At 64.8% G+C, this 26,415-nt stretch carries 22 protein-coding genes and 1 tRNA gene; 16 read left to right on the forward strand and 7 right to left on the reverse strand.

Annotated features, from left to right (window positions below; translation table 11 throughout):
- Positions 1–25: 25 nt before the first annotated feature.
- Together RID11_RS04160 and RID11_RS04165 are read right to left on the reverse strand one after the other, a co-directional pair.
- Positions 26–952: a choline ABC transporter substrate-binding protein gene (locus tag RID11_RS04160; protein ID WP_350136175.1), complete on the reverse strand. Its 927-nt coding sequence runs from the start codon at positions 950–952 to the stop codon at positions 26–28.
- 101 nt (positions 953–1,053) lie between these two features.
- The gene (locus tag RID11_RS04165) at positions 1,054–2,607 is read right to left on the reverse strand and encodes an ABC transporter substrate-binding protein (protein ID WP_350136176.1); all 1,554 of its coding nucleotides are present in this window, start codon (positions 2,605–2,607) and stop codon (positions 1,054–1,056) included.
- Positions 2,608–2,842: 235 nt separating this feature from the next.
- Here RID11_RS04165 and betI point away from each other — a divergent pair, with 235 nt between their 5' ends.
- The 6 genes from betI to RID11_RS04195 all read left to right on the forward strand — a co-directional run bounded on the left by betI (position 2,843) and on the right by RID11_RS04195 (position 8,372).
- A complete protein-coding gene (gene betI, locus RID11_RS04170; RefSeq protein ID WP_350136177.1) occupies positions 2,843–3,433 on the forward strand; it encodes a transcriptional regulator BetI in 591 nt (196 codons plus the stop codon).
- Positions 3,430–4,938, forward strand: a complete 1,509-nt coding sequence (gene betC, locus RID11_RS04175; protein ID WP_350136178.1) for a choline-sulfatase — start codon at positions 3,430–3,432, stop codon at positions 4,936–4,938. The genes betI and betC overlap by 4 nt, the downstream gene beginning before the upstream one ends.
- Positions 4,939–4,996: 58 nt before the next feature.
- Entirely contained in the window at positions 4,997–6,652 is a 1,656-nt protein-coding gene (gene betA, locus RID11_RS04180; RefSeq protein WP_350136179.1) for a choline dehydrogenase, read from the forward strand.
- A 66-nt stretch (positions 6,653–6,718) separates the two neighbouring features.
- Positions 6,719–7,387, forward strand: a complete 669-nt coding sequence (locus tag RID11_RS04185) for a thermonuclease family protein (protein ID WP_350136180.1) — start codon at positions 6,719–6,721, stop codon at positions 7,385–7,387.
- 141 nt (positions 7,388–7,528) lie between these two features.
- The gene (locus RID11_RS04190; protein WP_350136181.1) at positions 7,529–7,765 is read left to right on the forward strand and encodes an HP1242/YdcH family protein; all 237 of its coding nucleotides are present in this window, start codon (positions 7,529–7,531) and stop codon (positions 7,763–7,765) included.
- Positions 7,766–7,988: 223 nt separating this feature from the next.
- On the forward strand, positions 7,989–8,372 hold the full coding sequence (locus RID11_RS04195) for a DUF3307 domain-containing protein (protein ID WP_350136182.1): 384 nt from the start codon (positions 7,989–7,991) through the stop codon (positions 8,370–8,372).
- A 363-nt stretch (positions 8,373–8,735) separates the two neighbouring features.
- Here the strand turns inward: RID11_RS04195 and RID11_RS04200 are convergent, their stop codons facing one another.
- Entirely contained in the window at positions 8,736–9,437 is a 702-nt protein-coding gene (locus RID11_RS04200) for a Crp/Fnr family transcriptional regulator (RefSeq protein WP_350136183.1), read from the reverse strand.
- 159 nt (positions 9,438–9,596) lie between these two features.
- Entirely contained in the window at positions 9,597–10,700 is a 1,104-nt protein-coding gene (locus RID11_RS04205; RefSeq protein ID WP_350136184.1) for a mandelate racemase/muconate lactonizing enzyme family protein, read from the reverse strand.
- Between the two features lie 119 nt (positions 10,701–10,819).
- On the opposite strand from RID11_RS04205, the gene pdxR reads away from it, so the two are divergent.
- The 10 genes from pdxR to RID11_RS04255 all read left to right on the forward strand — a co-directional run bounded on the left by pdxR (position 10,820) and on the right by RID11_RS04255 (position 23,093).
- The gene (pdxR, locus tag RID11_RS04210; RefSeq protein WP_350136185.1) at positions 10,820–12,298 is read left to right on the forward strand and encodes a MocR-like pyridoxine biosynthesis transcription factor PdxR; all 1,479 of its coding nucleotides are present in this window, start codon (positions 10,820–10,822) and stop codon (positions 12,296–12,298) included.
- Between the two features lie 212 nt (positions 12,299–12,510).
- On the forward strand, positions 12,511–13,743 hold the full coding sequence (locus tag RID11_RS04215) for an NAD(P)/FAD-dependent oxidoreductase (RefSeq protein WP_350136186.1): 1,233 nt from the start codon (positions 12,511–12,513) through the stop codon (positions 13,741–13,743).
- 207 nt (positions 13,744–13,950) lie between these two features.
- Positions 13,951–14,991 carry an ABC transporter substrate-binding protein gene (locus RID11_RS04220; RefSeq protein WP_350136187.1) on the forward strand — a complete coding sequence of 347 codons (1,041 nt, stop codon included), beginning with the start codon at positions 13,951–13,953 and terminating at the stop codon, positions 14,989–14,991.
- 79 nt (positions 14,992–15,070) lie between these two features.
- Complete coding sequence (locus RID11_RS04225; RefSeq protein ID WP_350136188.1) at positions 15,071–16,159, forward strand: ABC transporter ATP-binding protein; 1,089 nt, start codon at positions 15,071–15,073, stop codon at positions 16,157–16,159.
- Between the two features lies 1 nt (position 16,160).
- Complete coding sequence (locus RID11_RS04230; RefSeq protein ID WP_350136189.1) at positions 16,161–17,045, forward strand: ABC transporter permease; 885 nt, start codon at positions 16,161–16,163, stop codon at positions 17,043–17,045.
- On the forward strand, positions 17,045–17,881 hold the full coding sequence (locus tag RID11_RS04235) for an ABC transporter permease (RefSeq protein ID WP_350136190.1): 837 nt from the start codon (positions 17,045–17,047) through the stop codon (positions 17,879–17,881). The genes RID11_RS04230 and RID11_RS04235 overlap by 1 nt, the downstream gene beginning before the upstream one ends.
- A gap of 42 nt (positions 17,882–17,923) precedes the next feature.
- The gene (locus tag RID11_RS04240; protein ID WP_350136191.1) at positions 17,924–18,289 is read left to right on the forward strand and encodes a cupin domain-containing protein; all 366 of its coding nucleotides are present in this window, start codon (positions 17,924–17,926) and stop codon (positions 18,287–18,289) included.
- Positions 18,290–19,963 carry a GMC family oxidoreductase gene (locus RID11_RS04245; RefSeq protein WP_350136192.1) on the forward strand — a complete coding sequence of 558 codons (1,674 nt, stop codon included), beginning with the start codon at positions 18,290–18,292 and terminating at the stop codon, positions 19,961–19,963.
- A 51-nt stretch (positions 19,964–20,014) separates the two neighbouring features.
- Complete coding sequence (locus RID11_RS04250; RefSeq protein WP_350136193.1) at positions 20,015–20,929, forward strand: LysR family transcriptional regulator; 915 nt, start codon at positions 20,015–20,017, stop codon at positions 20,927–20,929.
- Between the two features lie 91 nt (positions 20,930–21,020).
- Positions 21,021–23,093, forward strand: coding sequence for an acetate--CoA ligase family protein (locus tag RID11_RS04255; protein ID WP_350136194.1), 2,073 nt, complete (start codon positions 21,021–21,023; stop codon positions 23,091–23,093).
- A gap of 247 nt (positions 23,094–23,340) precedes the next feature.
- Here RID11_RS04255 and RID11_RS04260 read toward each other — a convergent pair.
- The 3 genes from RID11_RS04260 to glpX all read right to left on the reverse strand — a co-directional run bounded on the left by RID11_RS04260 (position 23,341) and on the right by glpX (position 26,341).
- Positions 23,341–23,415, reverse strand: a tRNA-Glu gene (locus tag RID11_RS04260).
- 121 nt (positions 23,416–23,536) lie between these two features.
- Positions 23,537–25,285, reverse strand: coding sequence for a single-stranded-DNA-specific exonuclease RecJ (gene recJ / locus RID11_RS04265; RefSeq protein ID WP_350136195.1), 1,749 nt, complete (start codon positions 25,283–25,285; stop codon positions 23,537–23,539).
- Positions 25,286–25,375: 90 nt separating this feature from the next.
- Positions 25,376–26,341 carry a class II fructose-bisphosphatase gene (glpX, locus tag RID11_RS04270; protein ID WP_350136196.1) on the reverse strand — a complete coding sequence of 322 codons (966 nt, stop codon included), beginning with the start codon at positions 26,339–26,341 and terminating at the stop codon, positions 25,376–25,378.
- Positions 26,342–26,415 lie beyond the last annotated feature (74 nt).

The raw sequence follows: 26,415 nt of genomic DNA on the forward strand, positions 1-26,415 counted from the left end.
GGGCCGGGCGGCGCGGGGAGGTGCGTTACATGTCGAGGGCGGTTTTGACCGCCGCCATCGCGTCGCCGCCATCTTGGGTCGTGACGCCGTCGAGCCAGGGCGTGATCGCGTCCGGGTTGGTCTTGAGCCAGGCGCTTGCCGCCTCTTCCGGGTCGGTTCCGTCATTGAGGATCGCGCCCATGATCTCGTTTTCCATGGCCAGCGTGAATTCGAGATTGCCCAGCAGCTTGCCGACGTTCGGGCATTCCTCGACATAGCCCGCGCGGGTGTTGGTATAGACCGTGGCACCGCCCAGATCGGGGCCGAACCAGTCGTCGCCGCCGGTCAGGTAGGTCATGTCGTGATTGGCGTTCATCGGGTGCGGCTCCCAGCCGAGGAAGACGATCGGCTCCTCGCGGCGGTCGGCGCGGCTGACCTGTGCCAGCATGCCCTGCTCGGAGCTTTCCTTGACCTCGAAATCCGCAAGGCCAAAGGCGTCTGCCTCGATCATGTCGAGGATCAGGCGGTTGCCGTCATTGCCCGGCTCGATGCCGTAGATGGTGCTGTCGAGCGCCTCGCCATGCTCGGCGATGGTGCCGAAGGAGGTGATGCCGAGGTCGGCCCCGGCGGCATTGGTGGCGAGCGTGTATTTGGCGCCTTCGAGGTTGGCGCGCACGGTATCGACGGTGCCGTCCTCGCGGTAGGGGGCGATATCGCCCTCCATCGTGGGCATCCAGTTGCCCAGGAACACGTCGATATCGCCAGCCGCGAGCGAGGTGTAGGTGACCGGCACCGAGAGCACCTTGGTTTCGGTCTCGTATCCCAGAGCCTCCAGCACCACGGTGGTCGCGGCGGTGGTGGCGGTGATGTCGGTCCAGCCCACGTCGGAGAAGGTGACGCTTTCGCAATTGGCAAGCGCGGGGCCTGCGGCACTGGCGAGGGCAAGGGCGGAAAGGGTGGTCTTGAGGGTCATCATGTCTCTCCCGTTATCGGTGGTGCGGGCGCGTGGCCCGCTTGGCCAAGGGCCCGGAGGATGATCCCCCGGGCCCCGGCATGTCTCTCAGGCGGTCAGGGTCAGGCCATCCACCAGCGCTCGACAAAGCGCATGCCGTCCACATCCCAGTTGGAACTCATCTCTTCGGTATGGGCGACCTTGGTCGAATTTCCGAACACCCAGTTGGCGAACATCGGGATGATGACCCCACCTTCGTTCGAGACCAGCGCCTGCATCTCGTAATACATCTCGCGCCGCTTTGCTTCGTCGAGCTCCGAGCGCGCCTTGACCATAAGCTCATCAAAGCGGTCGTTGCACCAGAAACTGTCATTCCACGACGCGCCGCATTTATACGCGGTCGAGAACATCTGATCCTCGACGACGCGGCCCGACCAGTAGACCGAAACGAAGTCCTTTTTCATCCACACGTCCGACCAATAGCCGTCATTCGGCTCTCGTGACGGGGTGAGGTTGATCCCCGCCTCCGCAGCGGAACTCTGGTAAAGCACAGCGGCATCCACCGCGCCCACAAAGGCCGCGTCGGCGGCGGACAGGGTGACATCGACGCTGTCGAGGCCAGCCTGCTTGAGATGCCATTTCGCCTTGTCGGGGTCGTAGGCTTTCTGCTCCAACTCGGAATTGTAGAAGCGTTGGCCCTGACCGATCGGATGGTCGTTGCCGATCGAGCCGTAGCCAAACAGGATCTTGTCCACCAGTTCCTGCCGGTTCACACCGTATTTCAGGGCCTGACGAACATTGTTGTCGTTATAGGGGGCCTCGCGGGTGTCCATCGCGAAGGTGTAATGCTGCGTGCCCGCGACCGCGTTGATCTGGATGTCAGGGCGGCGCGCCAGCAGGCCCACGGTCTTGAGGTCGAGCCGGTCGGCCACCTGCACGTCGCCCGAAACCAGTGCGGTTGTACGGGCGTTCTGATCGACGATGGCAATGATCTCGGCACTGTCGAACCACGCCACGTCATCGCGCCAGTGGTTCTCGTGCCGCTCCACGCGGTAGGAGACACCGGGGTTGAACTCGATCAGCTTGTAACTGCCGCAGCCATCGCCCGAGCGCCAGTCGATGCTGTCGCCATCGGCGGGGCAGATGCACAGGTGGTAATCCGCGAGGATGAAGGGAAAGTCGGCATTGCCGCCGTCGAGGGTGAACACCACCGTGTCGTCGCCCTCGGTGGTGATGTCGACGATCGGTGCGACGATCGGCCCGGCGGCGGAGGTGCTGTCCTCGCCCCGGTGGAAGTTGATCGAGTTGACCACATCCGCAAGTTCAAGCGATTTGCCGGAATGGAATGTGACACCCTTGCGGATTTTGACGCGCCAGACCTTAGCATCGGGCGAGGCTTCCCAGCTTTCGGCCAGTTCTGGCTTGAGCGAGCCGTCTTGTGCAACCTCGGTGAGGTGTCCGTGAATGGCGTAGGACAGCGACGTGGTGAAGCTGTTCTCATAAGTGCCGGGGTTCAGCGTGTCCGTGGTCTGGCCGTGGCCGATGGCGGCGCGCAGGTGGCCGCCGCGCTTGGGCTGGGCGCGCGCGCTCAGCGGCAGGCCCGCGACAAGTGCCGCACCGGCGGTCGTGGCCATGAATCCGCGACGATTCATGCGGCTGGAATTGAGGATGGTCATGTTGGTGGTCTCCCTTCGAGTTATTCATCCTGACCTTGCTCTCCGGGCGGTTGGCCGGGGTGGCCCCACGCGCCGTGGCGGTCAGTTGCGATAAGAGTAGGCTAATATGACGGCGCAGTGAAATACAACGTCGTTATCTGTCCCTGTCGGTTGATGCGTCCCCTTGTTTTCTTGATTGACGAGTCAATTAAACACGATTACGCCGGTCAGGCAAGCACGCAAGCGGAGGGGGTGAATGCCCAAGATCGGAATGGAGCCCATCAGGCGCAGCGCGCTGGTCGAGGCGACGATTCACGAGATCGGCGCGCGCGGCTCGCTCGATGTGACCGTGGCGCAGATCGCCAAGCGGGCGGGCATGTCCTCGGCGCTGGCGCATCACTATTTCGGCTCCAAGGAGCAGATTTTCGTGGCCGCGATGCGCCATATCCTGACGCTCTACGGGGCCGAGGTGCGTGGCGCGCTGATCATGGCCAAGACCCCGCGAGAGCGGGTCGAGGCGATCATCCGCGCCAGCTTTACCCCGGCGCAGTTCCGCCCCGAGATGGTCTCGGCCTGGCTCAATTTCTACGTGCAGGCGCAGCGCTCGCCCGACGCCCGGCGGCTCTTGCATATCTACCAGCGGCGGTTGCGCTCGAACCTCTATCACGCGTTTCGCCAGATCACGCAGACCGAGGCGCAGACCCTGACCCGTGGCCTCGCGGCGATGATCGACGGGCTCTATATCCGGCAGGCGCTCGGCGAGGGCGAAACCGCGCCGGGACCGGCCATCGACGTGCTGCTGCGCTATCTCGACACCTCTCTCCAGCAACCCAAGGAGCCGACATGACCCGCCCCAATATCCTCATCTTCATGGTCGATCAGCTCAACGGCACACTGTTTCCGGACGGTCCGGCCGACTGGCTGCACGCGCCGAACCTCAAGAAGCTGGCGGCGCGCTCCACGCGCTTTGCCAATGCCTATACGGCCAGCCCGCTCTGCGCGCCGGGGCGGGCGAGTTTCATGTCCGGCCTGCTGCCGTCGCGCAGCCGCGTCTATGACAATGCCGCCGAGTTCTCGGCGGATATTCCGACCTATGCGCACCACCTGCGCCGCGCGGGCTATCAGACCTGCCTGAGCGGAAAGATGCATTTCGTCGGCCCCGATCAGCTGCACGGCTTCGAGCAGCGGCTGACCACCGATATCTACCCCGCCGATTTCGGCTGGACGCCGGATTACCGCAAACCGGGCGAGCGGATCGACTGGTGGTATCACAATCTCGGCTCGGTGACGGGCAGCGGCGTGGCCGAGATTTCCAACCAGATGGAATATGATGACGAGGTGGCCTTTCACGGCGTGCAGAAGGTCTATGACCTGGCGCGCGGCCATGACGCGCGGCCCTGGTGCCTGACGGTCAGCTTTACCCACCCGCATGATCCCTACGTGGCGCGGCGCAAGTATTGGGATCTCTATGAGGGTTGCGAGCACCTGCTGCCCGAGGTTCCGGCGATGAATTACGAGGACCACGACGCGCATTCCAAGCGCATCTTTGACGCCAATGACTGGCGGGCTTTCGACATCTCGCAAGAGGATATCCGCCGCTCCCGCCGGGCCTATTTCGCCAATATCTCCTATCTCGACGACAAGATCGGCGAGGTTATGGCGGCGCTGGACGCCACGCGGCAGGAGGCGGTGATCCTCTTCGTGTCGGATCACGGCGACATGCTGGGCGAGCGCGGGTTGTGGTTCAAGATGTCGTTCTACGAGGGCTCGGCGCGGGTGCCGCTGATGATCAGCGCGCCGGACATGACACCGGGCCTTGTGGCCGACCCGGTGAGCAATATCGACGTCTGCCCGACGCTCTGCGATCTGGCGGGGGCCGACATGTCGGAGGTGATGCCCTGGACCGAAGGGCAAAGCCTCGTGCCGCTCGGGCAGGGCGAAACCCGCGAGGCCCCCGTGGCGATGGAATACGCCGCCGAGGCGTCCTACGCGCCGCTCGTCTCGCTGCGCTACGGGCGTTGGAAATACAATCGCTGCGCGCTCGACCCCGATCAGCTCTTCGATCTTGAGGCCGACCCGCATGAGCTGACCAACCTCGCCCAAGATCCCGCCCATGCCGGGACGCTGGCGCAATTGCAGGCCAAGGCCGAGGCGCGGTGGGATCTTGATGCCTTCGATGCCCAGGTCCGCGAGAGCCAGGCCCGCCGCTGGGTGGTCTACGAGGCGCTGCGTCAGGGCGGCTATTACCCGTGGGATTACCAGCCGCTGCAGCAGGCGTCCGAGCGCTACATGCGCAACCACATGGACCTCAATGTCGTGGAAGAGAACCAGCGCTTTCCAAGGGGCGAATGATGGCTTCATCTTGCCATAAATACTCAAATCCCCACCCGGGCCACGAAGGGCACCGCTGATGGAGGCCGATTACGTCATCGTCGGCGCGGGCAGCGCGGGCTGCGCCATGGCCTACCGTCTGGCCGAGGCGGGCAAATCCGTGCTGGTGATCGAGCATGGCGGCACCGATGCGGGCCCCTTCATCCAGATGCCCGGCGCGCTCAGCTACCCGATGAACATGAAGCGCTATGACTGGGGCTACCAGACCGAGCCCGAGCCGCATCTGAACGGGCGGCGGCTGGCCTGTCCGCGCGGCAAGGTGATCGGCGGGTCGTCTTCGATCAACGGCATGGTCTATGTGCGCGGCCATGCCCATGATTATGACCATTGGCGCGATCAGGGCTGCCACGGCTGGGGCTATGCCGATGTGCTGCCCTATTTCAAGCGGATGGAGAACTGGGACGACAGCGGCCATGGCGGCGATGCCGATTGGCGTGGCACTGACGGCCCGCTGCATGTCAGCCGGGGCAAGCGCGACAACCCGCTGGTGCGCGCCTTTGTCGAGGCGGGGGTGCAGGCGGGCTATGAGCGCACCGACGACTACAATGGCAAAAAGCAGGAGGGGTTCGGCCCCTTCGAAATGACAGTCTATAAAGGCCAGCGCTGGTCGGCGGCCAATGCCTATCTGCGCCCCGCGCTCAAGCGCGAGAACTGCGATTTGCTGCGCGGGCTGGTGCAGCGCGTGGTGATCGAAGAGGGCCGCGCGACCGGCGTCGAGGTGCGGCGCGGCGGGCGGACCGAGGTGGTGCGCGCGCGCGCCGAGGTGATCCTTGCGGCCTCGTCGATCAACTCGCCGAAGCTTCTGATGCTCTCGGGGGTCGGGCCTGCCGCGCATCTGGCGGAGCACGGCATCGAGGTGCTGGCCGACCGCCCCGGCGTGGGCGCGAATTTGCAGGATCATCTGGAGCTTTACATCCAGATGGCCGCAAGCCAGCCGGTCAGCCTCTACAAATATTGGAATCTCTTCGGCAAGGGCTGGGTCGGGCTGCAATGGCTGTTGGGCAAACGCGGGCCGGGGGCGTCGAACCAGTTTGAAAGCTGCGGGTTCATCCGCTCCGCTCCGGGCGTCGACTACCCCGATATCCAGTTCCATTTCCTGCCCATTGCGGTGCGGTATGACGGCAAGGCGGCAGCCGAGGGGCACGGGTTTCAGGCGCATGTTGGGCCGATGCGCAGCGTGTCGCGCGGCGCGGTGACCCTGCGCAGCAATGACCCCGCCGACGCGCCCGTTATCCGCTTCAACTATATGAGCGAGGACAGCGATTGGGTCGATTTCCGGCGCTGTATCCGGCTGACGCGCGAGATATTCGAGCAGGAGGCGTTCGCGCCCTATGCCAAGCATGAAATCCAGCCGGGCGCGGCGGTGCAGAGCGACGCGGACCTCGACGATTTCATCCGCGAGCATGCCGAGAGCGCCTATCATCCCTGCGGCACCTGCAAGATGGGGCGCGCGGATGATCCGGATGCGGTGGTCGATCCAAAAGGCCGGGTGATCGGGGTCGAAGGGCTGCGCGTGGCCGATTCGAGCATCTTCCCGCGCATCACCAACGGCAATCTCAACGCGCCCTCGATCATGGCGGGCGAAAAGATCGCCGATGCCGTGCTGGGCCGCCGCCTGCCGCCCGACAACGCGGAGCCCTGGCTGCATCCCGAGTGGCGAACCGCGCAGCGCTGAGCGTGCGTTAACCTTTTGTTCACCTTTCGTATTGAAAGGTGCCGGGACCTGCGCCCATAAGGGGGCATGTTAAGGATTTCTTTACTCATCGTTCTTAGTCTGTTCCCTGCGGCGTCCTTGGCGCAGGGGTTTGGCGGGCCCGTGCGCGTGGTGGATGGCGACACGCTTGATGTGGGCGCGACGCGGGTGCGGCTGCACGGCATCGACGCGCCGGAACTGGGGCAGATCTGCACCAATCCGGACGGCGCGACCTGGGATTGCGGCACCTGGGTGGCCGATCAACTGCGCGCGCGGATCGCCACGCGTGAGGCGCGCTGCGAAAGGGTGGAGACCGACCGCTATGGCCGCACCGTGGCCACCTGTATGGTGGCAGGGCAGGATGTCGGGCGGATGCTGGTGAGCGGCGGACTGGCGCTGGCCTATCGCAAGTATTCGATGGCCTATGACCTCGATGAAAAGGGGGCGGTCGTGGCCGGGCGCGGCTTGCACGGGCATCTGATGGCCCGCCCCGAGGATCATCGCCGCACGGTGCGCGAGGAGCGCGCGCAGCAGAATGCCGCGCCGAATGCCGATTGCCCGATCAAGGGCAACGTCAATTCCAAGGGGCGGCGCATCTACCACATGCCGGGGCAGGCGGATTATGCGCGCACCGTGATCCGGCCCGAGACCGGCGAGCGCTGGTTCTGCGACGAGGCCATGGCCCGCGCGGCGGGCTGGCGGCGCGCAAAACGCTAGTGCCGGCCGACGGGCCAGGGCGTGCCGTGCTGGCAATCCGAAAAGACTGACCACGCCGGGTGGTTTCTTGATCCGGATCAAGGCCCGCATCGCAAGCGGCTTCTAGGGTTTGGGTCGAGTGATCGAAAAGGAGCAAGCGCGATGTCCCATACCCCCCATGAACTGCACGAGGAATTTCCCGATCTGGCCGAGAAGATCAGCGAGATGAAGCAGTCCGATGCGCATTTCGCCCGGCTGGCAGAGGAATATCACGAGATCAACCGCCGCGTTCACCGGGCCGAGACCCTCGTCTCTCCGGTGGAAGAACTGACCGAGGTCGAAATGCGCAAACAGCGCGCGGTGCTCAAGGATGAAATCTATCGCATGCTGACAGCCTGAACGCTCGCCGCAGGCAAGGCCAAGGGGGCCGGGGGGACGTGTCCCGCCCGGCCCTTCGGTCATCCGGAGATTAAAAATTCTTGCAATGTGGCGCGGGGTTTTCCACCATGGCGGGGTTGATCGAACGCCTTTCATAAGCCCATTCATTCGCCACGAGTGCCACCATGTTACAGATTATCGCGCTGCACGTTTTGGACCTGATGGGCCATGTCGGTGCCGTGGCATGAGCGTCACACTGGCCCTGATCGCGCTCGCGCTCTTTCAGATCAAGCACTATCTGGCGGATTTCCAATGGCAAAACGGCTGGATGATTGCCGGCAAGGCGCGGTATGGCCATCCGGGCGGCATGGCGCATGCGGGGCTGCATGTGCTTTTGTCGCTGCCGATCCTGATATTCGTGACAGGCGGTTGGAGCGGGACAGTCGCGGGCTTGCTGATCGCGGAAGGGCTGGTTCATTACCATATCGACTGGGTCAAGCTGCGCTTTGGTGCGGCGCGCGACATCGGGCCTGACGACCGGGAATTCTGGCATCTTTTGGGGCTTGATCAGATGGCGCATCAGATGACCTATCTGGGTGTGCTCGCGGTTCTGGCGATCCGGGGCTGATCCGGCAGGGAAAAGCCCCCGACCGAACCTGCAACACGCTTGGACACGGTCTTCGGTTCGATCGAGGGCATCAGTTGGTCATAAAAATGACTGCTTACAATCAAGAGGACAGGTGACGGAAAAAACTGCACGCCACCCTCGGAAACCGGTGCAAGAGGGCCACTCACTACCCAGCCCCTCCGGATGCCCGCACCGCACGGGAGTCTCGACGATGCGGTCCGGGCGTTGATCAACATGCACTCACTGCGCTGATCCGGTGTCGATCGGGACCAACTCTTGATCGCCACCTGCCCGCCGAAGGGGTAAACCCCGATTTCCTGAACCCACTATGCGACGGGCGCGCTCACGCTGCTGTGATCCGCTTCACAGGTTGGGCGAGTTTTTTATGATTTCGGCGGGGTGGCACAGGCGAATGACGCCGGTCTCGATTGCAATGTCCCCTTGATCCTGCAGCAATTTCAATTGCTTGTTGACGGCTTCGCGGGTCACACCCAACATTTCGGCCAGCGCGGTTTGCGAAAATTTGCGCCCCAGACTCAGACCTTCGGGGCGCAGGTCGCCGTGCTGCAGGCCAAGTTCCGTCAGCTTTTGCAAGAGCCGGCGTTGCAGGTTGTCAAAGGCAAACCGGTGCAGGCTGTCATTCGATTGCCGCAGGCGCCGCGACAGAAAGGCGATGAGATGCCGCGCGAGCGCCGGTTCCTCTGCCAGAAGCGCGACCATGGTCACCGTCTTGATATGCAGAAGCGTGCTGTCCTCCAGAGCCGAGACCGTGGCGGAGCGGGGGTCGGGGGTCACGAGGGTCATTTCGCCCAGCGGTGCCCCGCGTTCTGGCAGTGCCAGCACGAGCGTGTTGCCGTCTGCATCGGCAATGCTGACCTGAACCAGCCCGCTGCACAGCACGTAGAGCCCGTCCGACGGATCGCCCTCGTGAAAGAGCGCCTCGCCCTTGGCGAGCGATACGCTGCGCGCCCGCGTGGCCATGCGGGTGATCACCTCGGGTTCCAGCCCATCGAACAGCGGGCAGGCCCGCAAGTACCGCTCTTTCTGAGACGCGGCGATCTTCATGGTGCAGTCATGTTGGTCATGGCGGAGACGATACAGACCGCGCGACCGGGTTCAAGGTGAAACGCCCGGTGCGCGATCATGCGTTGGCGAGAAATCCGGAACTTGGGGAATCCGGACCGCCCGGATTGCACTCCCGGGTGTCGCGTGAATCCTGTGCCGTCACTCCGCCTCGGTTGCCCAGTATTGCGCCTGTGCCAGCCAATCGGGGCTGACCTCCACACCCCAGCCGGGGGCGTCGGTCACCGTGGCGTGGCCGTCCTCGATCCGGTAGGGGTCGGAGGTGAAGAGACCCTGCTGCCAAGGATAGTAATCCAGACCCTCGATTGAAAATTCGAGATACTTCCCGGCATTCGGGATCGCCCGCAGCAGGTGCATGGTGAACAGCGTCACCATCGACAGGTTGGCCGCGTGCGGTGTCACCGGCAGCCCTGCGGTCTCGGCCATGCGGGCCACGCGCAGGGTGCGCGACAGGCCGCCCAGATAGCAGATATCGGGCTGGATCACATCGACGACGCGGTCGCCGATCATGGTCTGCCAGCGTTCCATCATGCAATCCTGCTCGCCGCCGGTGATGTCGATCCCGAGCGCGTCGGTCACTTCCTTGGTTTGCGCGAATTCCCAATAGGGGCAGGGCTCCTCATAGTGCGAAATGCCGTTATCCTGCAGCATCCGCCCGACCTCGATGGCGCGGGCGGGGGAGTAACAGGAATTGGCATCGACCAGCAGTGCAACGTCGTCGCCCATGGCGCGGCGCATGGTGGGCACGATCTCTTCGGTGCGACCCGGCCATTCGTCCCGGTCGCGCCCGACCTCTGCGCCGATGCGGAACTTGAAGGCGTCGAAGCCCTGTTCGTCGCGCAGCCGCAGCAGGCGCGCGGCCTCGTCCCTGGGTGTGATATCGCGTTTCATCGACGAGCCGTAGGCCCGGACCCGGCCCGGAGTGCCGCCGATCAGGGCGCAGACCGGCTTGCCCTCGCGCCGCCCGCGCATGTCCCAAAGCGCCGTGTCGACCCCACCCATGGCGCGGCGCAGGTAGGCGCCGGGGAACTTGTGCTCGCGGTCGCGCACGAGGTCGAGCATCGCGTCGATGGCATCGCATTCAAGCCCGAACACATGTGGCGCGACCTGACGGTGCAGCACCTGCGCGGTGATATCGGCGCAGTAGGGGGCGACTTGCCCCCAGCCCTGTGCCCCGTCTTCGGCGGTCGCCCGGACGAAACAGACGAATTCGTTGGAAAAAGTTTCAAGTTTGACGAGTTTCATGTGGCTTCACCGAATTTTGCCGACCGAGACGGGCAGGTCCTGAAAACGCTGGCGAAAAAACGGAATGCCAGATATATCCATTTCCACATTTTCCCCAGACCAATTGACGGGAGGCGACCGTGAAACATGCTGCTGGCGCCTTGTTATCTTCGATCCGGCTTGATCGGTCGCTGCGGCGCAGCGTCAGCGTCCAGCTCTATATGGCGTTGCGCGACATGATCCTGTCGGGGGCGCTGAGGGCGGGGGATCGGTTGCCCGCGACCCGGACCCTTGCCAAGGAGATCGGCGTGTCGCGCACCACGGTCATCGACGCCATAGACCGGCTGGTCGCCGAAGGCATGCTGGTGTCGCGCATCGGGGCCGGGACCTTTGTCAGCGAGACGCTGGACAGTCAGACGCTGACCGCCGCGCCCCGACAGGGGGCGGACGCCGGCGGGCAGAAACCGCGGGTGTCCCACGTCATCAGCCAGGCCCAGAACAGCTATGCGCAACGCGCGTGGCTGCCGCACAAACCGCGTGCGTTCGTGACCGCGCTGCCTGCGCTCGACGCCTTTCCGATGGCCCATTGGGCGCGGTTGTCGGCGCGGCATCTGCGGGGCGAGCGCAGCGATGTGATGGGCTACGGTCAGCCCAAGGGGCTCGAGGCCCTTCGACGGGCGATCGCCACGCATCTCGGTGCGCTCAAGGGTATCAAATGTCACCCGGAGCAGGTGTTCATCACCTCCGGCGCGCAACATGCCTTTTCGCTGATCGGGCGGCTGTTGCTCAATCCCGGTGATCAGGTCTGGATGGAGAACCCCGGTGCCTCGGGGGCGCGCAACGCGTTTCTGTCAGAAGGCGCCGAACTGGTCCCGGTGGATGTCGACGATCAGGGCATGGTCGTCTCAGACGGGTTGGCCAAGGCGCCGCATTTTCGATTGGCCTTTGTGACGCCATCGCATCAGCAACCGCTTGGGCATGTCATGTCATTGCCCCGCAGGCTGGAGCTGTTGCAGGCGGCGGAACAGGCGCAGGCGTTGATCATCGAGGACGATTACGACGGCGAATTCTATTACGGCAATACGCCGCGCCCCGCGCTGCGCAGCATCGATGCGACCGGGCGGGTGATCTATGTCGGCACCTTCTCCAAATCGCTGTTTCCGTCTCTGCGTCTGGGGTTCGCCCTGGTGCCCGAGCGCATGGTCGAGGCCTTCGAGCGGATGTTCGACACATGGGCCAGCGGGCCGTCGACCGCGACGCAGGCGATTGTTGCGGAGTTCATGGACGAGGGTCATTTCGCGACGCATATCCGCCTGATGCGCCAGCTTTACAAGGCGCGCTATGAGGCCCTGCAGGAGGCCGCGCGCAGCTTGCCCGACACCATTCGCCTGCAAGAGACGACCAGCGGCTTTCATACCCCTGCATTCTTTGACGGGCGCGTGACCGAAGCCGAGGTGGTGGCACAGGCGGCGGCGCAGGGGGTGACCCTTGCTCCGTTGGGCCGCTACTGCCTGTCACCGATCCCGCAAACCGGGCTGGTCTTTGGATTTGGCTGTACCACGCCTGAGGATATCGCGCGCGGCATCGGCGTTCTGCGCGACCTGCCGGTTCTGCGCTAGGCGGCAACGCCGAATTGGTCTGAAAAGTTTTGTCATATTGGATATGAAGCGCGGGCCAATCTTGGCCTAGCGTTCCACCCGGAGCCTACGGACCGGGGATGTCCCGCCGGGGCGAAAGGAGCGCCGAGTTCAAACGCATGCAACTGTCAGATATCAGGCAAAGCCCATATTGGCACGATCAGATTGGCCCTGCTCCGACGCTCGCGGCGGACATGCCGAAGACGGTCGATGTTCTGGTCGTCGGTGCGGGCTATACCGGGTTGAGTGCCGCGATCACGACGGCGCGCGGCGGGCGCTCGACGCTTGTGCTGGATGCCGAGGATCCGGGCTATGGATGCAGCAGCCGCAACGGCGGGCAGATCAGCACGAGCGTCAAGCCCTCTCTGGCAAGGCTGACCGCCAGGTTCGGTGCCGAGCGCGCGCGGGGTATCCGTGCGGAAGGCGCCAATGCGCTGAAATGGGTTGGCGATTTTATCACTGGCGAAGGGCTGGACTGTGATTTTCGCCGGGTCGGGCGGTTTCATGCCGCGCATACGCCGCAGCATTACGAAACCCTTGCACGCGACGCCGAAGTGCTGCGCCGCGAGGAAGGCATCGAAAGCTTTGCCGTGCCGCGCCACGAACAGCGTAGCCAACTGGGCACAGATGCTTATTTCGGTGGCGTCGTGTTTTCGGCGCATTGCTCGGTTCATCCGGGCAAGTTTCACCCTGAATTGCTGCGCCTTGCCCTTGGCGCGGGGGTGCAGGTGGTCGGCCAGTGCCGGGTGACACGGATCGCCCGAACGGCGTCGGGTTTTCGGGTGGAGACCGCCAAGGGCGCGGTCGAGGCCCGTGATGTGATCGTCGCCACCAACGGATATACCACCGGGCTGACGCCCTGGCTGCAACGCCGGGTGATCCCCATCGGCAGCTATATCATCGCCACCGAGGAATTGCCCGAGGCGACGATCGACACGCTCTTTCCCGGCGATCGCATCGCCAGTGACACCTGCAAGGTGGTCTATTACTACCGGGCCTCGCCCGACCGTAAACGGGTGCTGTTCGGCGGGCGGGTATCGGCCTCCGAGACGACGCCGCTGGCCGGTGCCGCGCGGCTGCGGCAGGACATGTGCCGCATCTTCCCCGAGCTTGAGGGCGTCGGGCTGTCGCATGCCTGGAGCGGGACGGTCGCCTATAGTTTCGATGAACTGGCCCATACCGGCGTGCATGACGGTGTGCATTACGCGATGGGGTATTGCGGCTCTGGCGTGTCGATGGCCCCCTATCTGGGCATGCGGGCCGGGCAGAAGGTGCTGGGCCTGCGCGAGGGCGTTACCGCCTTTGACGGTCTGCCCTTTCCGACGCGCCCGCTCTATCAGGGCAAGCCGTGGTTTCTGCCGGCGGCGGTGGCCTGGTATCGCTGGAAGGATCAACGACAGTTTCGAAAGGCAATACGCATGAGTTGACGGCCCGGGCAGGGCGCGAAGCGCCGCGTTTGCACCGGTATTAACGGATCGAAACCAAGGTTAAGAAATCGAAATTTCATTTGCTCTGGTCGTGCCAGCACTATCGCGGCGGATGGAAGACAAGGCGGCGCTTTGCCCGCCCCGTGCCACGCACGCAATCGGCAAGGCCAGAAAAACCATAGAGATAGAAAAAAGGGAGAAAACGAGATGAGAACGAAATCAATCCTGACACTCACAGCCGCGCTGATGGCGACCACGGCGATGGCAGCGGACAAGAGCGTGACCATCGCATCCTGGGGCGGTTCCTACCAGGAGGCGCAGAGCAAGGCGCTGTTCGAACCCGCCGCCGCCAATACCGGCATCGAGGTCAAGCAGGAAACCTATGGCGGCATGTCGGATGTGCGGCTTCAGGTGCAGACCGGGCAGGTGACGCTCGATATCGTGGCCAGCGGCTCTGGCTCGGCGGCGCGCGCGGCGGCCGAGGGGCTGCTGGAGAAACTGGATTACGGCGTGATCGACGTCTCGACCTTCTATCCCTCGCTTTACAGCGATTACTGTGTGGGCGGTGACGTGTTCTCGACCGTCTATGCCTGGAACACCAATACCTACGGCGAGGACGGGCCGCAAAGCTGGGCGGATTTCTGGGATGTCGAGAAGTTCCCGGGCAGCCGCGCCTATCGCGGCAGCGTGGCCGGGGCGCTGGAACCTGCGCTGATGGCCGATGGTGTGGCCCCCGAGGATGTCTATGACGTGCTCGACAGTGAAGAGGGCATCGAGCGTGCGATCGACAAGATCCGCGAACTCAAGCCGAATATCTCGGTCTTCTGGTCCTCGGGCGCGCAGCACGCACAGTTGATGAAGGACGGCGAGGTCGACATGGCCACCGGCTGGAATGGCCGGTTCGACAATGCCAGGGCGGATGGCGGCAAGGTGGCCTATTCCTTCAATCAGGCGCTGCTGGATTACGATTGCTTTGGCATCCCCAAAGGCGCACCCAACAAGGATACGGCGATGGAATTCCTCGCCGAGATTTCCAAGGCCGAGTATCAGGACGACCTGCCGAAATACATCACCTATGGCCCGACCAACAAGGCAGCCTATGACACCGGAGAGATCACTGCCGAGGTGGCGGCGGGCCTGCCCTCGTCGCCGGATAACGCGGCGATGCAGTTGCCGATCTCGCTGGACTGGTATGCCGAATGGGAAACCATCGCCGCCGAGATGTACCAGGAAATGCTGACCGAGTAAGACGGTCACGCCGAAGACTCCCAACGGCGGGCGCTCCGGCGCCCGCTGGTTTCCTGAACCAAGATTGCGAGGGTTTGCCTTGACGTCCCGAAACTCCGAAGCGTTGCCGATCTCGATCCGGAATGTCACCAAGACCTATGGTGCCGTCCACGCGTTGAACGATGTGTCGCTCGAGGTCGAAAGCGGTGAGTTCCTGACGTTGCTGGGGCCCTCTGGGTCAGGCAAGACGACGCTTTTGATGGTGCTTGCGGGCTTTACCCGGCCCGATTGCGGCAGCCTGAAATTCGGCGAGCGCGAGGTGATCCGCACCCCGCCGCATCTGCGCGACGTGGGCATGACCTTTCAAAGCTACGCGCTCTTTCCTCATATGACGGTCGCGGGCAATGTCGGCTACCCGCTGAAACTGCGCAAGGTCTCCAAACCCGACATCGCCGCCCGCGTCGAGGGCGCGCTGGACACTGTGCAATTGGGCGGCTTTGGCGACCGGCGCATCGATCAGCTTTCGGGGGGGCAGCGCCAGCGTGTCGCGGTGGCCCGTGCCATCGTGTTCGAGCCGCGCATCCTGCTGATGGACGAGCCGCTATCGGCGCTGGACAAGAAACTGCGCGACCAGATGCAGATCGAATTACGCCACCTGCACGAAAAACTGGGGATGACCACGGTCTATGTCACCCATGACCAGCGCGAGGCGCTGACCATGTCCGACCGGATCGCCGTGGTGAATCACGGACGGATCATGCAACTGGCGACGCCGCGCGACCTCTATGAACGTCCCGCCAACCGGTTCGTGGCCGATTTCATCGGTGAATCCACCTTCCTGCCGGTGTCTCGTCAGGGTCAGACGATCCTGTTCGACGGACAGCCCTTGCTGCACGATATTCCCGCACCCGACACCGACACCCTGTCGCTGATGGTGCGCCCCGAACGTGTCGTGCTGTCGCGCGAGGGGCCGCGCGAGGGGGCCAACAACTTTGCCGCCACCGCGACCGACGTGGTCTATCAGGGCGACAGCTACCTGCTGCATGCGGCGCTGGCCAGCGGTGGCCAGATGGTTTTGCGCGGCGCGATGCGCGGGGCCAATGTGACGTCCCTGCCATCGGTCGGAGACGCGCTGACCCTGTGTCTGGCCCCCGAGGATACCGTCCTCATCGACGGAAGCGAGCGCTAGGATGCAGGCGATCCGGACAAATGAGGCGGGCCTGAGACGCGATGAATGGCTGGAACGGCTCAAGCTGTTTGGCCTCGGCTCACCGGCAATCCTGCTGATCCTGATCATTCTGGTCATCCCGGTGGGCTGGCTGTTCTATGTCTCGTTCATCGGGGCCGATGGCACGTTTTCGCTGGAGAACTACGAGCGGATGCTCAAGCGCAAATCCTATGCGCGGATTTTCCAGACCACCTTCGAGGTCAGTTTCCTGACCACGGGCCTGTGCATCCTGATCGGCTATCCGCTGGCCTATTTCATCTCGGGCCTGCCCAACCGGATCGCCAACCTGTGCCTGATCACCGTGCTGTTGCCGTTCTGGACCTCGCTGCTGGTGCGCACCTATGCATGGCTGGTGCTGTTGCAGAAACGCGGGCTGGTGAATGAATGGGCGATGTCACTGGGGCTGTGGGACGAGCCGATCAAGATGGTCCACAACATGACCGGCACGCTGATCGGCATGGTGCATATCATGCTGCCCTTTCTGATCCTGCCGGTCTATGGCGCGATGCGGGCCATCGACCGTGACCTGATGAAGGCGGCCGCCAATCTGGGTGCAAGTCCGCGGCACGCCTTCTGGACGGTGTTCTTTCCGCTAACCTTGCCGGGCCTCTTTGCCGGGTCGCTGATGGTGTTCATCCTGTGCCTTGGCTTTTTCGTCACCCCGGCGGTGCTGGGCGGTGGCAAGGTCATCATGGTGTCGATGAAGCTCGTCTCGAATATCGAACTCTTCGTGAACTGGGGGGCGGCCAGCGCGCTGGGGGTGGTGCTGCTGGTGTCGACCGTGGCGATCCTCTGGATCGCATCGCGGTTCCTGAACCTTGAAAAGATGACCGGGGGAGGGCACTGATGCTGCGCTGGTTCCGCACGCCCGCGACCGAAACCCAGATCACCCACGGCCAGCGGCTGTGGCTCTACGTGCTTGCGGTCATTATCATGATCCTGCTGGTCACCCCGACCCTGATCGTGATCCCGATGTCCTTCTCCGACAGCCAGTATCTGGAGTTTCCGCCCGAAACCTGGTCGATGCGCTGGTACGATCACTATTTCGGATCACCCGAATGGATGCTGGCGACGCGGACCTCGTTCAAGGCGGCCATCCTGACCATGCTGCTCGCCACGCCCATCGGCGTGCTGGCGGCCTACGGGTTGCATTGCTCGAAGGTGCGCTTTGTCCGCGCGGCCTTTGTGCTGATGATCACGCCGATGATGGTGCCGCTGGTGCTGGTCGCGATCGGCGCCTTCTATGCCTACGTGCAGCTACAGATCCTTTACACGCTGACCGGGCTGGTGCTGGCGCATACGGTGCTGGCCCTGCCGCTGGTGGTGATCGTCACCGGATCGGCGCTGAAAGGCTATGACATGAGCCAGGAGGCAGCCGCGCGCAGCCTTGGTGCGCCACGCTGGAAGGCATTCCTGACCGTGACCCTGCCGCAGATCCGCTTTGCCGTTGTCACCAGCGCGCTGCTGGCCTTTCTGACCTCCTTCGACGAGGTGGTCGTGGCGAGGTTCATCTCGGGGGGTGACAATCCGACGCTGACGCGCAACATGTTCAACGCTCTGCGCGACCAGATCGACCCGACGATCGCGTCGATCTCGACCATCATGATCCTTGTGACCACGGGGATGATGGTGCTGGCGCAGCTCTTTGGCCAGCAAAAAGAGCCAACGCGACCGAAAGACTGAATGCGCCCTGACGCGGCCCCCCTGCACCCAGAAAGTCCGACCATGATTGACCTGCAGACCTTTGCCGATCTCGCCTCCGTTCCGCTGGGGGCCTTCGCCGACAAGCCGACCACCCTGACCAACGGCCAGACCGAGGCGTCAAGCGTGCTGTGGACCTCGGAGGACGGCCGGACCAGGATCGGTGTCTGGGAATGCACGCCGGGACGGTTCACCGCCGACAGGTCTGCTGCGGGGGAGTACTGCCATATCCTGTCCGGGCGGGCCACGGTCACCAACGCCGACGGTAGCGGCCGCCGCGACATCGGGCCGGGGGACCTTCTGGTGCTGCCGCAGGGCTGGACCGGCGAGTGGCTGATCCACGAGCATATGCGCAAACTCTTCGTCCTCAGCGCGGACTCCGCTGGCTAAATGTCCGGCGCAAGGGGGCCTGAGCCCGCAAAGACCGAATACGATTTCATCGTCGTGGGCGCAGGATCGGCGGGATGCGTTCTGGCCAACCGGCTAAGTGCGAGCGGCCGGTTCAGCGTGCTGCTGCTCGAGGCGGGTGGCAGCGATCTCAATTTCTGGATCTGGATGCCGATCGGCTATGGCAAGACCTTCTACAAACCTTCGGTCAACTGGATGTACCACACCGAGCCCGAGGCGGCGCTGAACGGGCGGGTGTCCTACTGGCCGCGCGGCAAGGTTCTGGGCGGATCAAGCTCGATCAACGCGATGGTCTATATCCGCGGACAGGCGCGCGATTTCGACGAGTGGAAGGCGATGGGCAATCCCGGCTGGGGGTGGGCGGACGTGCTGCCCCATTTCCGCAAGTCCGAGACCAATGATCGTGGCGGCGATGCCTTTCGCGGCGACAGCGGGCCGATGCATGTCGCCACCATGAACCGCGACCTGCACCCGCTCTGCCACGACTTCATTGCCGCCGGAAAAGAGCTTCAGTTCCCGCACAACTTTGATTTCAACGGCGCCGGGCAGGAGGGCGTGGGCACCTATCAGAATACGGCGAAGGGTGGGATGCGTATGTCGACCGCGCGCGCCTATCTGCGTCCGGCGCGGCATCGCACCAATCTGCGGATCGAGACGCATGCGCTGGCTGAGCGCGTGCTGTTCGACGGCAAGCAGGCGGTCGGGCTGCGATACCGGCAGAACGGTCAGGTCGTTGAGGCCCGTGCCCGGCACGAGGTGATCGTCTCGGCGGGGGCCATCAACTCGCCGCAACTGCTGCAACTGTCGGGCATCGGCCCCGCTGCGCTGCTGGCCGCGAAGGGGGTCGAGGTGGTCCACGCGCTTGAGGGGGTGGGGCGGAACTTGCAGGACCATCTCGGCCTCGACTATCTCTACCGCTCACGGGTGCCAACCCTGAACACCCAGCTTTACCCGTGGTATGGCAAGCTCTGGCACGGGCTGCGCTATGTTCTGACGCGGCGCGGGCCGCTCTCGCTCGGGGTCAATCAGGCGGGTGGCTTCGTGCGGTCGCGCCCGGGGCTCGCGCATCCGAACATGCAGCTTTTCTTTTCGCCGGTCAGCTATACCAAGGCCCCGCCGGGCAAGCGCCCGCTGATGAATCCCGATCCGTTTCCGGGGTTCCTGCTGGGCGTGCAGCCGACCCGACCGACCAGCCGGGGCCATCTGGAAATCCGCTCGGCCGACCCGTCAGAGGCCCCGGCGATCCATCCCAATTACCTTGCCACCGATATCGACATTCAGGAAATGCTCGAAGGTGCGCGGCTGATGCGGCGCTTTGCCGAAGCCCCGGCGCTGGCCCGGCTGATCGAGGCCGAACTCTTGCCCGGCCCGCATGTGCGCAGCGAAGACGACCTGATTGCCGATGTCAGGAACCGGGCCGGAACCGTGTTTCATCCGGTCAGCACCTGCCGGATGGGCCCCGATGCGCGGCACGACGTCGTCGATGCGCGCCTGCGGGTGCATGGGATCGGCGGGCTGCGCGTGGTCGATGCCTCGATCTTTCCGACGCTGACATCGGGCAACACCAATGCCCCGGCGATCATGGTCGGTGAAAAGGGCGCAGAGATGATCCTCGAGGATTGCGGGTCAGGCGGGTCGCGTTCAGGTTTTGGTTAACGAAATAGTAATTTGTCTGGCCGCTTATTCCGATTTGCTTATAACGGCGGTATGCACCTGAAGCTGCGCCACCTCGAGGTTTTCCATGCCGTCATGGAAGAGGGCTCCGTCTCCAAGGCGGCGGACAGGCTGTATCTGACGCAACCGGCCATCAGTATCGCGCTGTCGCGGCTGGAGGATATGCTTGGCTTTCCGCTGTTCCACCGCTCCAAGGGGCATTTCGCCCCACGCCCCGAAGCCTATCTGCTGCATATGGATGCGGAACTGTCGATCCTCGCGGTCGAGCAGTTTTCCAACCGGGCGCGACTGATCAAGCAGGGTGGCACCGGGTTGCTGCGCGTGGGGGCCATTGGCGCGGCGGCCTTCGGGCTGATGCCGGGGTTGGTGGCGCGCTACACGGCGGGCAACCCGCTGGTCGAGATCGACCTGAGCGTGCGCAGTTCGCACCAGATTTCCTATCTGGTCGGCAACGGGCAATGCGACATCGGTCTTGTCGAGGCTCCGGTCGCCGCGCCATCGCTGGTGGCCGAGCAGTTTTCTTTGCCTTGCGTCTGCATTTTCCCCGCAGGATCGGAACTCGAAGCCAAGGCGCAGATCACGCCTGCCGATCTCGCTCAGCACCGGCTGATCGGCATTCAGGACAGCAACCAGGTGGATCGCCAACTGCGGGCGGTCAGCGCCGAGGCCGGGGTGGATTTGCGCGCGCCGGTGCATGGCTTCTTCTTTGCCGTCGTCCGCAGGATGGTGGCCGAGGGTGCGGGGGTCGCCATCGTGGATGCGCTGAATGGCTGCCTGCCACCGCAGGACGGGGTCATCTGGCGGCCCTTCGCCCCCGAGATCCGTTATGACACAGCCCTGATCGTGAAGGCCGGGGCAGAGTTGTCGCTGCCCGCGCGAGCCTTCATTGAACTCATCCGCGACGAGATGCAGGCACGCGGCAAACTGCCGGACACGGCAGCGGTATAAGCCGGGTAAATCTCTCGTTTCCAATTCGGAATTTCAACTGCCCGCCGGTTGCGACCAATATCCGGTCTGATCCAACCAGAGAGGCTGCGGCGTGCAGGACCAGAACTTTCCGAGATCGGCTATGACGGCGTTGCTGGCACCGAAATCCATCGCCCTTGTCGGCGTCTCGGACCGCCCGGATTCTTACGGTCATGCGCTGGACCGGATGGTCACGCAAGGCGGATATGCCGGGCGGATCATGCGGGTCAATCCGCGATTGGCCGCGCAGTCGGATGGCCGGATCGCCGCCACGCTGGCCGACCTTCCCGAGATGCCCGAGCATGTCGTTCTGTCGCTGGCTACCGCGCGGGTCGAGGCCGCAGTCGATGAGGCGCTGGCCGCCGGGGCGCGCGCGCTGACGGTCTTTTCGGAATGCCCCGACGCGGCCATGCGCCAGCGTATCGGTGACAGTGTCCGGGCGGGTGGGGCGGCGCTGTGCGGGCCCAACAGCATGGGGGTGCACAACGTTGCCCTGGGCCTCAGGGTCACGCCCTTTCCGGTGCCGCTCGACCTGAAACCGGGTGGGATCGGGTTGATCGCGCAATCCGGCTCGGTCCTCGGGGCGCTGATGAACAACGACCGGCGGCTGCGGCTCTCGCAGGCGGTCAGCACTGGCTCGGAGACCGTCACCACCGCCGCCGATTACCTGCGCTGGATGGTCAACCGGCCCGAAACCCGCACCGTCGGCCTGTTTCTCGAAACCGTGCGCGACCCCGATGGTTTCATTGCGGCGATGGAGGCGGCGGCGGTGCGCGACATCCCGGTCGTGATCCTCAAGATCGGCCGCTCCGCGCTGAGCGCGCGCATGGCGATCTCGCATACCGGTGCGCTGGTCGGCAATGATGACGTGTTCCGCGCGCTGGTGCGGCGGCTGGGCGGGCACATGGCAGGCTCGCTTGACGAGATGGCGGCGATGCTGGCGCTCTTCGCGCAAGGACGGCGCGTGACCGCGCCGGGTATCGCCTCGATCCACGATTCGGGCGGCGAGCGCGAATTGATGGCCGACATGGCCGAGGATCACGGCCTTGCCTATGCCGCGCTGTCCCCTGACACCAAGGCCGCGATCCAGTCGGTTCTCGAGCCGGGCATCGCGGCGGAGAACCCGCTTGATGCCTGGGGCACGGGGCAGGGCGCGCAAAACACCTACACCCGCGCGGTCACGGCGATGATGGCGGATGACGGCGTGGGCACCGGGCTCTACGTGCTGAACTGGCGCGGCAACTACGACCTGCACGAGATGCACGCCCAAGCCCTGGCAGACGCGTTTCGTCAGACGGTCAAACCGCTCGCCGCCGTGTCGAATTTCTCGCGCAGCGATGACGCGGGCCTTGCCGATAGGTTTGCCGATCTGGGCATTCCGCTGATCAGCGGCATGCAGAACGCGCTGGCGGCGGTGCGCGCATTGCAGGATCATGGCCCGGTTGCCCGGTTTCGTGCACCCCAACCGCCGCACCCCCGCGCGGCCCACTCGCGCGCGGCACTTTGTGGCCGCGACTGGATCGGCGAGGCCGAGGGATACGCGCTTTTTTCGGACTATGGCATCGCCTGCCCGTCGCATGGCCTCGCCGGGTCACGAGCCGAGGCGCTGGACCTCGCCCGGAAGATTGGAGGCCCCGTCGTTCTCAAGACCGCGCAGCCGGGGCTATCGCACAAATCCGACGGTGGCGGGGTCAAGCCCGGCCTTGCAACGGCGCAGGCCGTCGCGGTCGCATATGATGACCTGACGACCCGGTTTCATGGCGAGGTTCTGGTCGCCGAAATGATCGCGCCGGGTGCCGAGTGGTCGTTGGGCGCGATCAATGATCCCGAGTTTGGCCCGGCGGTGCGCATCGCACCCGGTGGCCAGCTCGTCGACCTGCTGGACGAACATGTTCTGCTGATGGCCCCGTTCTCCGCCGCCGAGGCCGCAACGGCGATCACCGGTTTGCGCGCCGCCCGCGTGTTGTCGGGCTATCGCGGGGGCCCCCGCCTTGGCGCCGCGGCACTGGCCGCCGCCGCCGCCGCACTGTCGCGCATGGCTTGGGACCTGCGCGACACAGTGGCCGAAGTCGAGATCAACCCGGTCATCGTGGGCGCGCAAACCGCAACGGCCGTCGATGCGGTCATCCGCGCCCGCGTCTCCTGAAAAACAGGGGGATGCCGAACCGCCCGGAATGGGCCGGGGATGGGCAACGTCAGTAAGGCTGATGGACATGGTGCGGAATAAACTGGCAAATTGCTGCCCGACAGAGATCCATGCGCATGCGGCCCGGAGGGTATTCGCAAGTCACGCCGCACCCCGGATCGCCGACCAGCCGGACATCACGCGCCACCACGCCGATCCGGCAGATGCACGCCGGACCCGAGCGAGACTTGTCGAAATCCTGAGAAAGTGGCAGCCCGTAGGGGAATCGAACCCCTCTTTCCAGGTTGAAAACCTGGCGTCCTAACCGATAGACGAACGGGCCAGCGCTGCTGTGGGGCGTAACTAGGCAAATCCGGACCGGCGCGCAAGAGGGATTTTACAAAAACTTGGGGCTGTTTCGCAGAAATCGTCAGGGCCGGTTTTTCGCCGCCTCGGGGGGCGGATCACAGGGCCGCAGCGGCGTCCTCAAGGCGCAGCTGCACCGATCTGCGACCGCCCCATGTGTTGATGTCGAGCCGTCCGGCAAGGTGAAACCGTGCGCCGCCATGGCCCGTCAATGCGGCCCCCAACGGCCCGTCAAACGCGCCAAAGGCGATGGCCTCGAGGCTCGCCCCCAGCCCGTCACCAAAGCGCAGCTTGAGATGGTTGCCGCCCAGTTGCTTGGCATAGCTGATCTGGCAATCGGGAAAGACATAACGCGGCCCCGGCGCACCGGCCCCGAACGGCCCCGCGGCCTCGATCTGCTCGACCAGTTCGATCGCCGCCGCCCCCGGCATCAGCATCCCGTCGAGGCGCAGGTCGGCTGGCCCGGCCTGACCGGCCCCCTGACGGGCGAGCAGATCCGAAAGCCGCGCCATCGCCTCCTCCAGCCGGTCGCGCGCCACGGTGAGACCCGCCGCCATCTTGTGCCCGCCGCCCTTTAGGAGCAGCCCCTCGGAGGCCAGCCGCTGAATGGCGGCCCCCAGATCGACGCCGCTGACCGAACGGCCTGATCCCTTGCCCTCGTCCCCCTCCAGCCCGATCACGATGGCGGGGCGATTGGCGGCCTCTTTCAGGCGGCTGGCGACGATGCCGACAACGCCGGGATGCCAGCCTTCGCCTGCCGCCCACACCAGCGGCGCGTCAAAGCCGCGCGCTTCGGCCTGGTCCAGGGCGGCATCGCGCACCATGGCCTCGACCTCGCGCCGCTCGGTGTTGAGCTGATCCAGCCGCTCTGCCATGGCGCGCGCCTCGGTGGCACTCTGGCAGGCCAGCAGCCGCGCGCCAAGATCGGCCTTGCCGATGCGCCCGCCCGCATTGATGCGCGGCCCCAGCAAAAAACCCAGATGGTAGGCATTGGGCGTGGCATCCATCCGCGCCACATCCGCCAGCGCCACCAGCCCGGGGCGTTCGCGCCGCGCCATGATCCGCAGCCCCTGCCGCACGAAGGCGCGGTTCACGCCGATCAGCGGCGCCACATCCGCCACCGTCGCCAGCGCCACCAGATCGAGCATCGCCATCAGGTCGGGGCCTGGCCGGTCGGCCTCGCGCAGTTGACGCCCGGCCTCGACCAGCATCAGGAACACCACCGCCGCCGCACACAGATGCGCCAGATCGCCGCTTTCGTCTTGCCGGTTGGGGTTCACCACCGCCAGTGCGGGCGGCAGCGTCTCACCACCCAGATGGTGATCGAGCACGACCACGTCGGCCGCGTCTGCGGCGACGATGGCGTCATGGCTGAGCGTGCCGCAATCGACGCAGAGGATCAGATCATGCCGCGCCGCGAGATCACGCATCGCGGGCTCGTTCGGGCCGTACCCTTCGTCGATCCGGTCGGGGATATAAAGCGTAGGTTCGGGCGCGCGCATCTGGTTCAGCCAGTCGATCAGAAGGGCTGCAGAGGTGCCGCCATCGACATCGTAATCGGCAAAGATCGCGATCCGCTCGCCCGTCGTCACCGCCTGCAAAACCCGCGCGGCGGCGGCTTCCATGTCGCGCAGGCTGCGCGGGTCGGGCAGCAGATCGCGCAGGGCCGGGGCGAGATAGGTCTCGGCCCCGGCGCTCTCGACCCCGAGCCGCGCGAGGGTCTGGCAGAGCGGGCGCGGCAGTCCGGTGGCCTGCGCCATGGCCTCGGCCTGCCGGTCCACCTCCACGCCCGGTCCGATCCAGCGCCGCCCGGTCAGCGAGTTTTCCACACCCAGATACGCCGTCATGCCAGCGCCCCGGCTTCATCTTGCCGGAAATATTCCGGGGGAGTCGCCGCCTGCGGCGACGGGGGCAGCGCCCCCTTGTCTGGCCCGAACTCAATCACGCTTGCTGCGATAGATCATCCGCCGCACAGAGCCGGTGCGCGAGCGCATCAGCACGGTCTCGGTCTCGACAAAACCGGGGCGGCGCTGCACGCCCTTGACGATCGAGCCGTCGGTGACGCCGGTGGCGGCAAAGATCACATCCGAGGTGACCATCTCGTCGCGGGCATAGACCCGGTCGAAATCGGTGATCCCGGCCTTCTGCGCCCGCGCGCGTTCGTCGTCATTGCGGAACACCAGCCGCCCCCACATCTGCCCGCCCATGCATTTGAGCGCCGAGGCCGCGAGCACGCCCTCGGGGGCACCGCCGGTGCCCATATACATGTCGATGCCAGTGCGTTCGGATTCCGCACAATGGATCACGCCTGCCACGTCGCCATCGGTGATCAGGTAGACGGCGGCCCCGGTCTCGCGCAACTCCGCGATCATCTCCTGATGGCGGGGGCGTTCGAGCACGCAGACGGTGACTTCCGACGGGCGGCAGCCGCGCGCCTTGGCCAAGGCCTCGACCCGTTCACGCGGGCTCATGGCGAGCGAGACGACGCCCTCGGGATAGCCCGGACCGATCGCCAACTTGTCCATATAGGTGTCGGGCGCGTGCAGCAGCGTGCCGCGCGGGGCCATCGCGATGACCGTCAGCGCATTGGGCATCGCCTTGGCGGTGAGCGTGGTGCCTTCCAGCGGATCGAGCGCGATATCGACGCCGGGGCCCTCGCCGGTGCCGACCTCTTCGCCAATGAACAGCATCGGGGCTTCGTCACGCTCGCCTTCACCGATCACCACCACGCCCTTGATGCTGAGCATGTTGAGCTGGTCGCGCATCGCGTTGACGGCAGCCTGATCGGCGGCCTTCTCGTCGCCGCGCCCGATGAGATCGGCGCAGGCAAGCGCTGCCTGTTCGGCGACGCGCGCCAACCCGAGCGAAAGGGTGCGGTCGTTGAAGGCGGTGTCAGAGGTCATGAGATGGTCCTTGCAAATATGGGTCAAAGCAGCATTAGCGCCCGCGCCGCCCGCGCACAAGGGCGGGGCCGGGG

The sequence above is a fragment of the Roseovarius sp. genome, assembly GCF_040219995.1.
GTDB lineage: Bacteria > Pseudomonadota > Alphaproteobacteria > Rhodobacterales > Rhodobacteraceae > Roseovarius.

Excerpts from the sequence above, each read along its gene's own strand:
- RID11_RS04250 (WP_350136193.1), top strand. The coding sequence starts at position 20,015 with ATGCACCTGAAGCTGCGCCACCTCGAGGTTTTCCATGCCGTCATGGAA.
- RID11_RS04205 (WP_350136184.1), bottom strand. The coding sequence starts at position 10,700 with ATGAAACTCGTCAAACTTGAAACTTTTTCCAACGAATTCGTCTGTTTC.
- RID11_RS04195 (WP_350136182.1), top strand. The coding sequence starts at position 7,989 with ATGAGCGTCACACTGGCCCTGATCGCGCTCGCGCTCTTTCAGATCAAG.
- RID11_RS04200 (WP_350136183.1), bottom strand. The coding sequence starts at position 9,437 with ATGAAGATCGCCGCGTCTCAGAAAGAGCGGTACTTGCGGGCCTGCCCG.
- betC (WP_350136178.1), top strand. The coding sequence starts at position 3,430 with ATGACCCGCCCCAATATCCTCATCTTCATGGTCGATCAGCTCAACGGC.
- RID11_RS04245 (WP_350136192.1), top strand. The coding sequence starts at position 18,290 with ATGTCCGGCGCAAGGGGGCCTGAGCCCGCAAAGACCGAATACGATTTC.
- glpX (WP_350136196.1), bottom strand. The coding sequence starts at position 26,341 with ATGACCTCTGACACCGCCTTCAACGACCGCACCCTTTCGCTCGGGTTG.
- betA (WP_350136179.1), top strand. The coding sequence starts at position 4,997 with ATGGAGGCCGATTACGTCATCGTCGGCGCGGGCAGCGCGGGCTGCGCC.
- recJ (WP_350136195.1), bottom strand. The coding sequence starts at position 25,285 with ATGACGGCGTATCTGGGTGTGGAAAACTCGCTGACCGGGCGGCGCTGG.
- RID11_RS04220 (WP_350136187.1), top strand. The coding sequence starts at position 13,951 with ATGAGAACGAAATCAATCCTGACACTCACAGCCGCGCTGATGGCGACC.
- RID11_RS04215 (WP_350136186.1), top strand. The coding sequence starts at position 12,511 with ATGCCGAAGACGGTCGATGTTCTGGTCGTCGGTGCGGGCTATACCGGG.
- betI (WP_350136177.1), top strand. The coding sequence starts at position 2,843 with ATGCCCAAGATCGGAATGGAGCCCATCAGGCGCAGCGCGCTGGTCGAG.
- RID11_RS04160 (WP_350136175.1), bottom strand. The coding sequence starts at position 952 with ATGACCCTCAAGACCACCCTTTCCGCCCTTGCCCTCGCCAGTGCCGCA.
- RID11_RS04165 (WP_350136176.1), bottom strand. The coding sequence starts at position 2,607 with ATGACCATCCTCAATTCCAGCCGCATGAATCGTCGCGGATTCATGGCC.
- RID11_RS04230 (WP_350136189.1), top strand. The coding sequence starts at position 16,161 with ATGCAGGCGATCCGGACAAATGAGGCGGGCCTGAGACGCGATGAATGG.
- RID11_RS04235 (WP_350136190.1), top strand. The coding sequence starts at position 17,045 with ATGCTGCGCTGGTTCCGCACGCCCGCGACCGAAACCCAGATCACCCAC.
- RID11_RS04190 (WP_350136181.1), top strand. The coding sequence starts at position 7,529 with ATGTCCCATACCCCCCATGAACTGCACGAGGAATTTCCCGATCTGGCC.
- RID11_RS04240 (WP_350136191.1), top strand. The coding sequence starts at position 17,924 with ATGATTGACCTGCAGACCTTTGCCGATCTCGCCTCCGTTCCGCTGGGG.
- RID11_RS04185 (WP_350136180.1), top strand. The coding sequence starts at position 6,719 with ATGTTAAGGATTTCTTTACTCATCGTTCTTAGTCTGTTCCCTGCGGCG.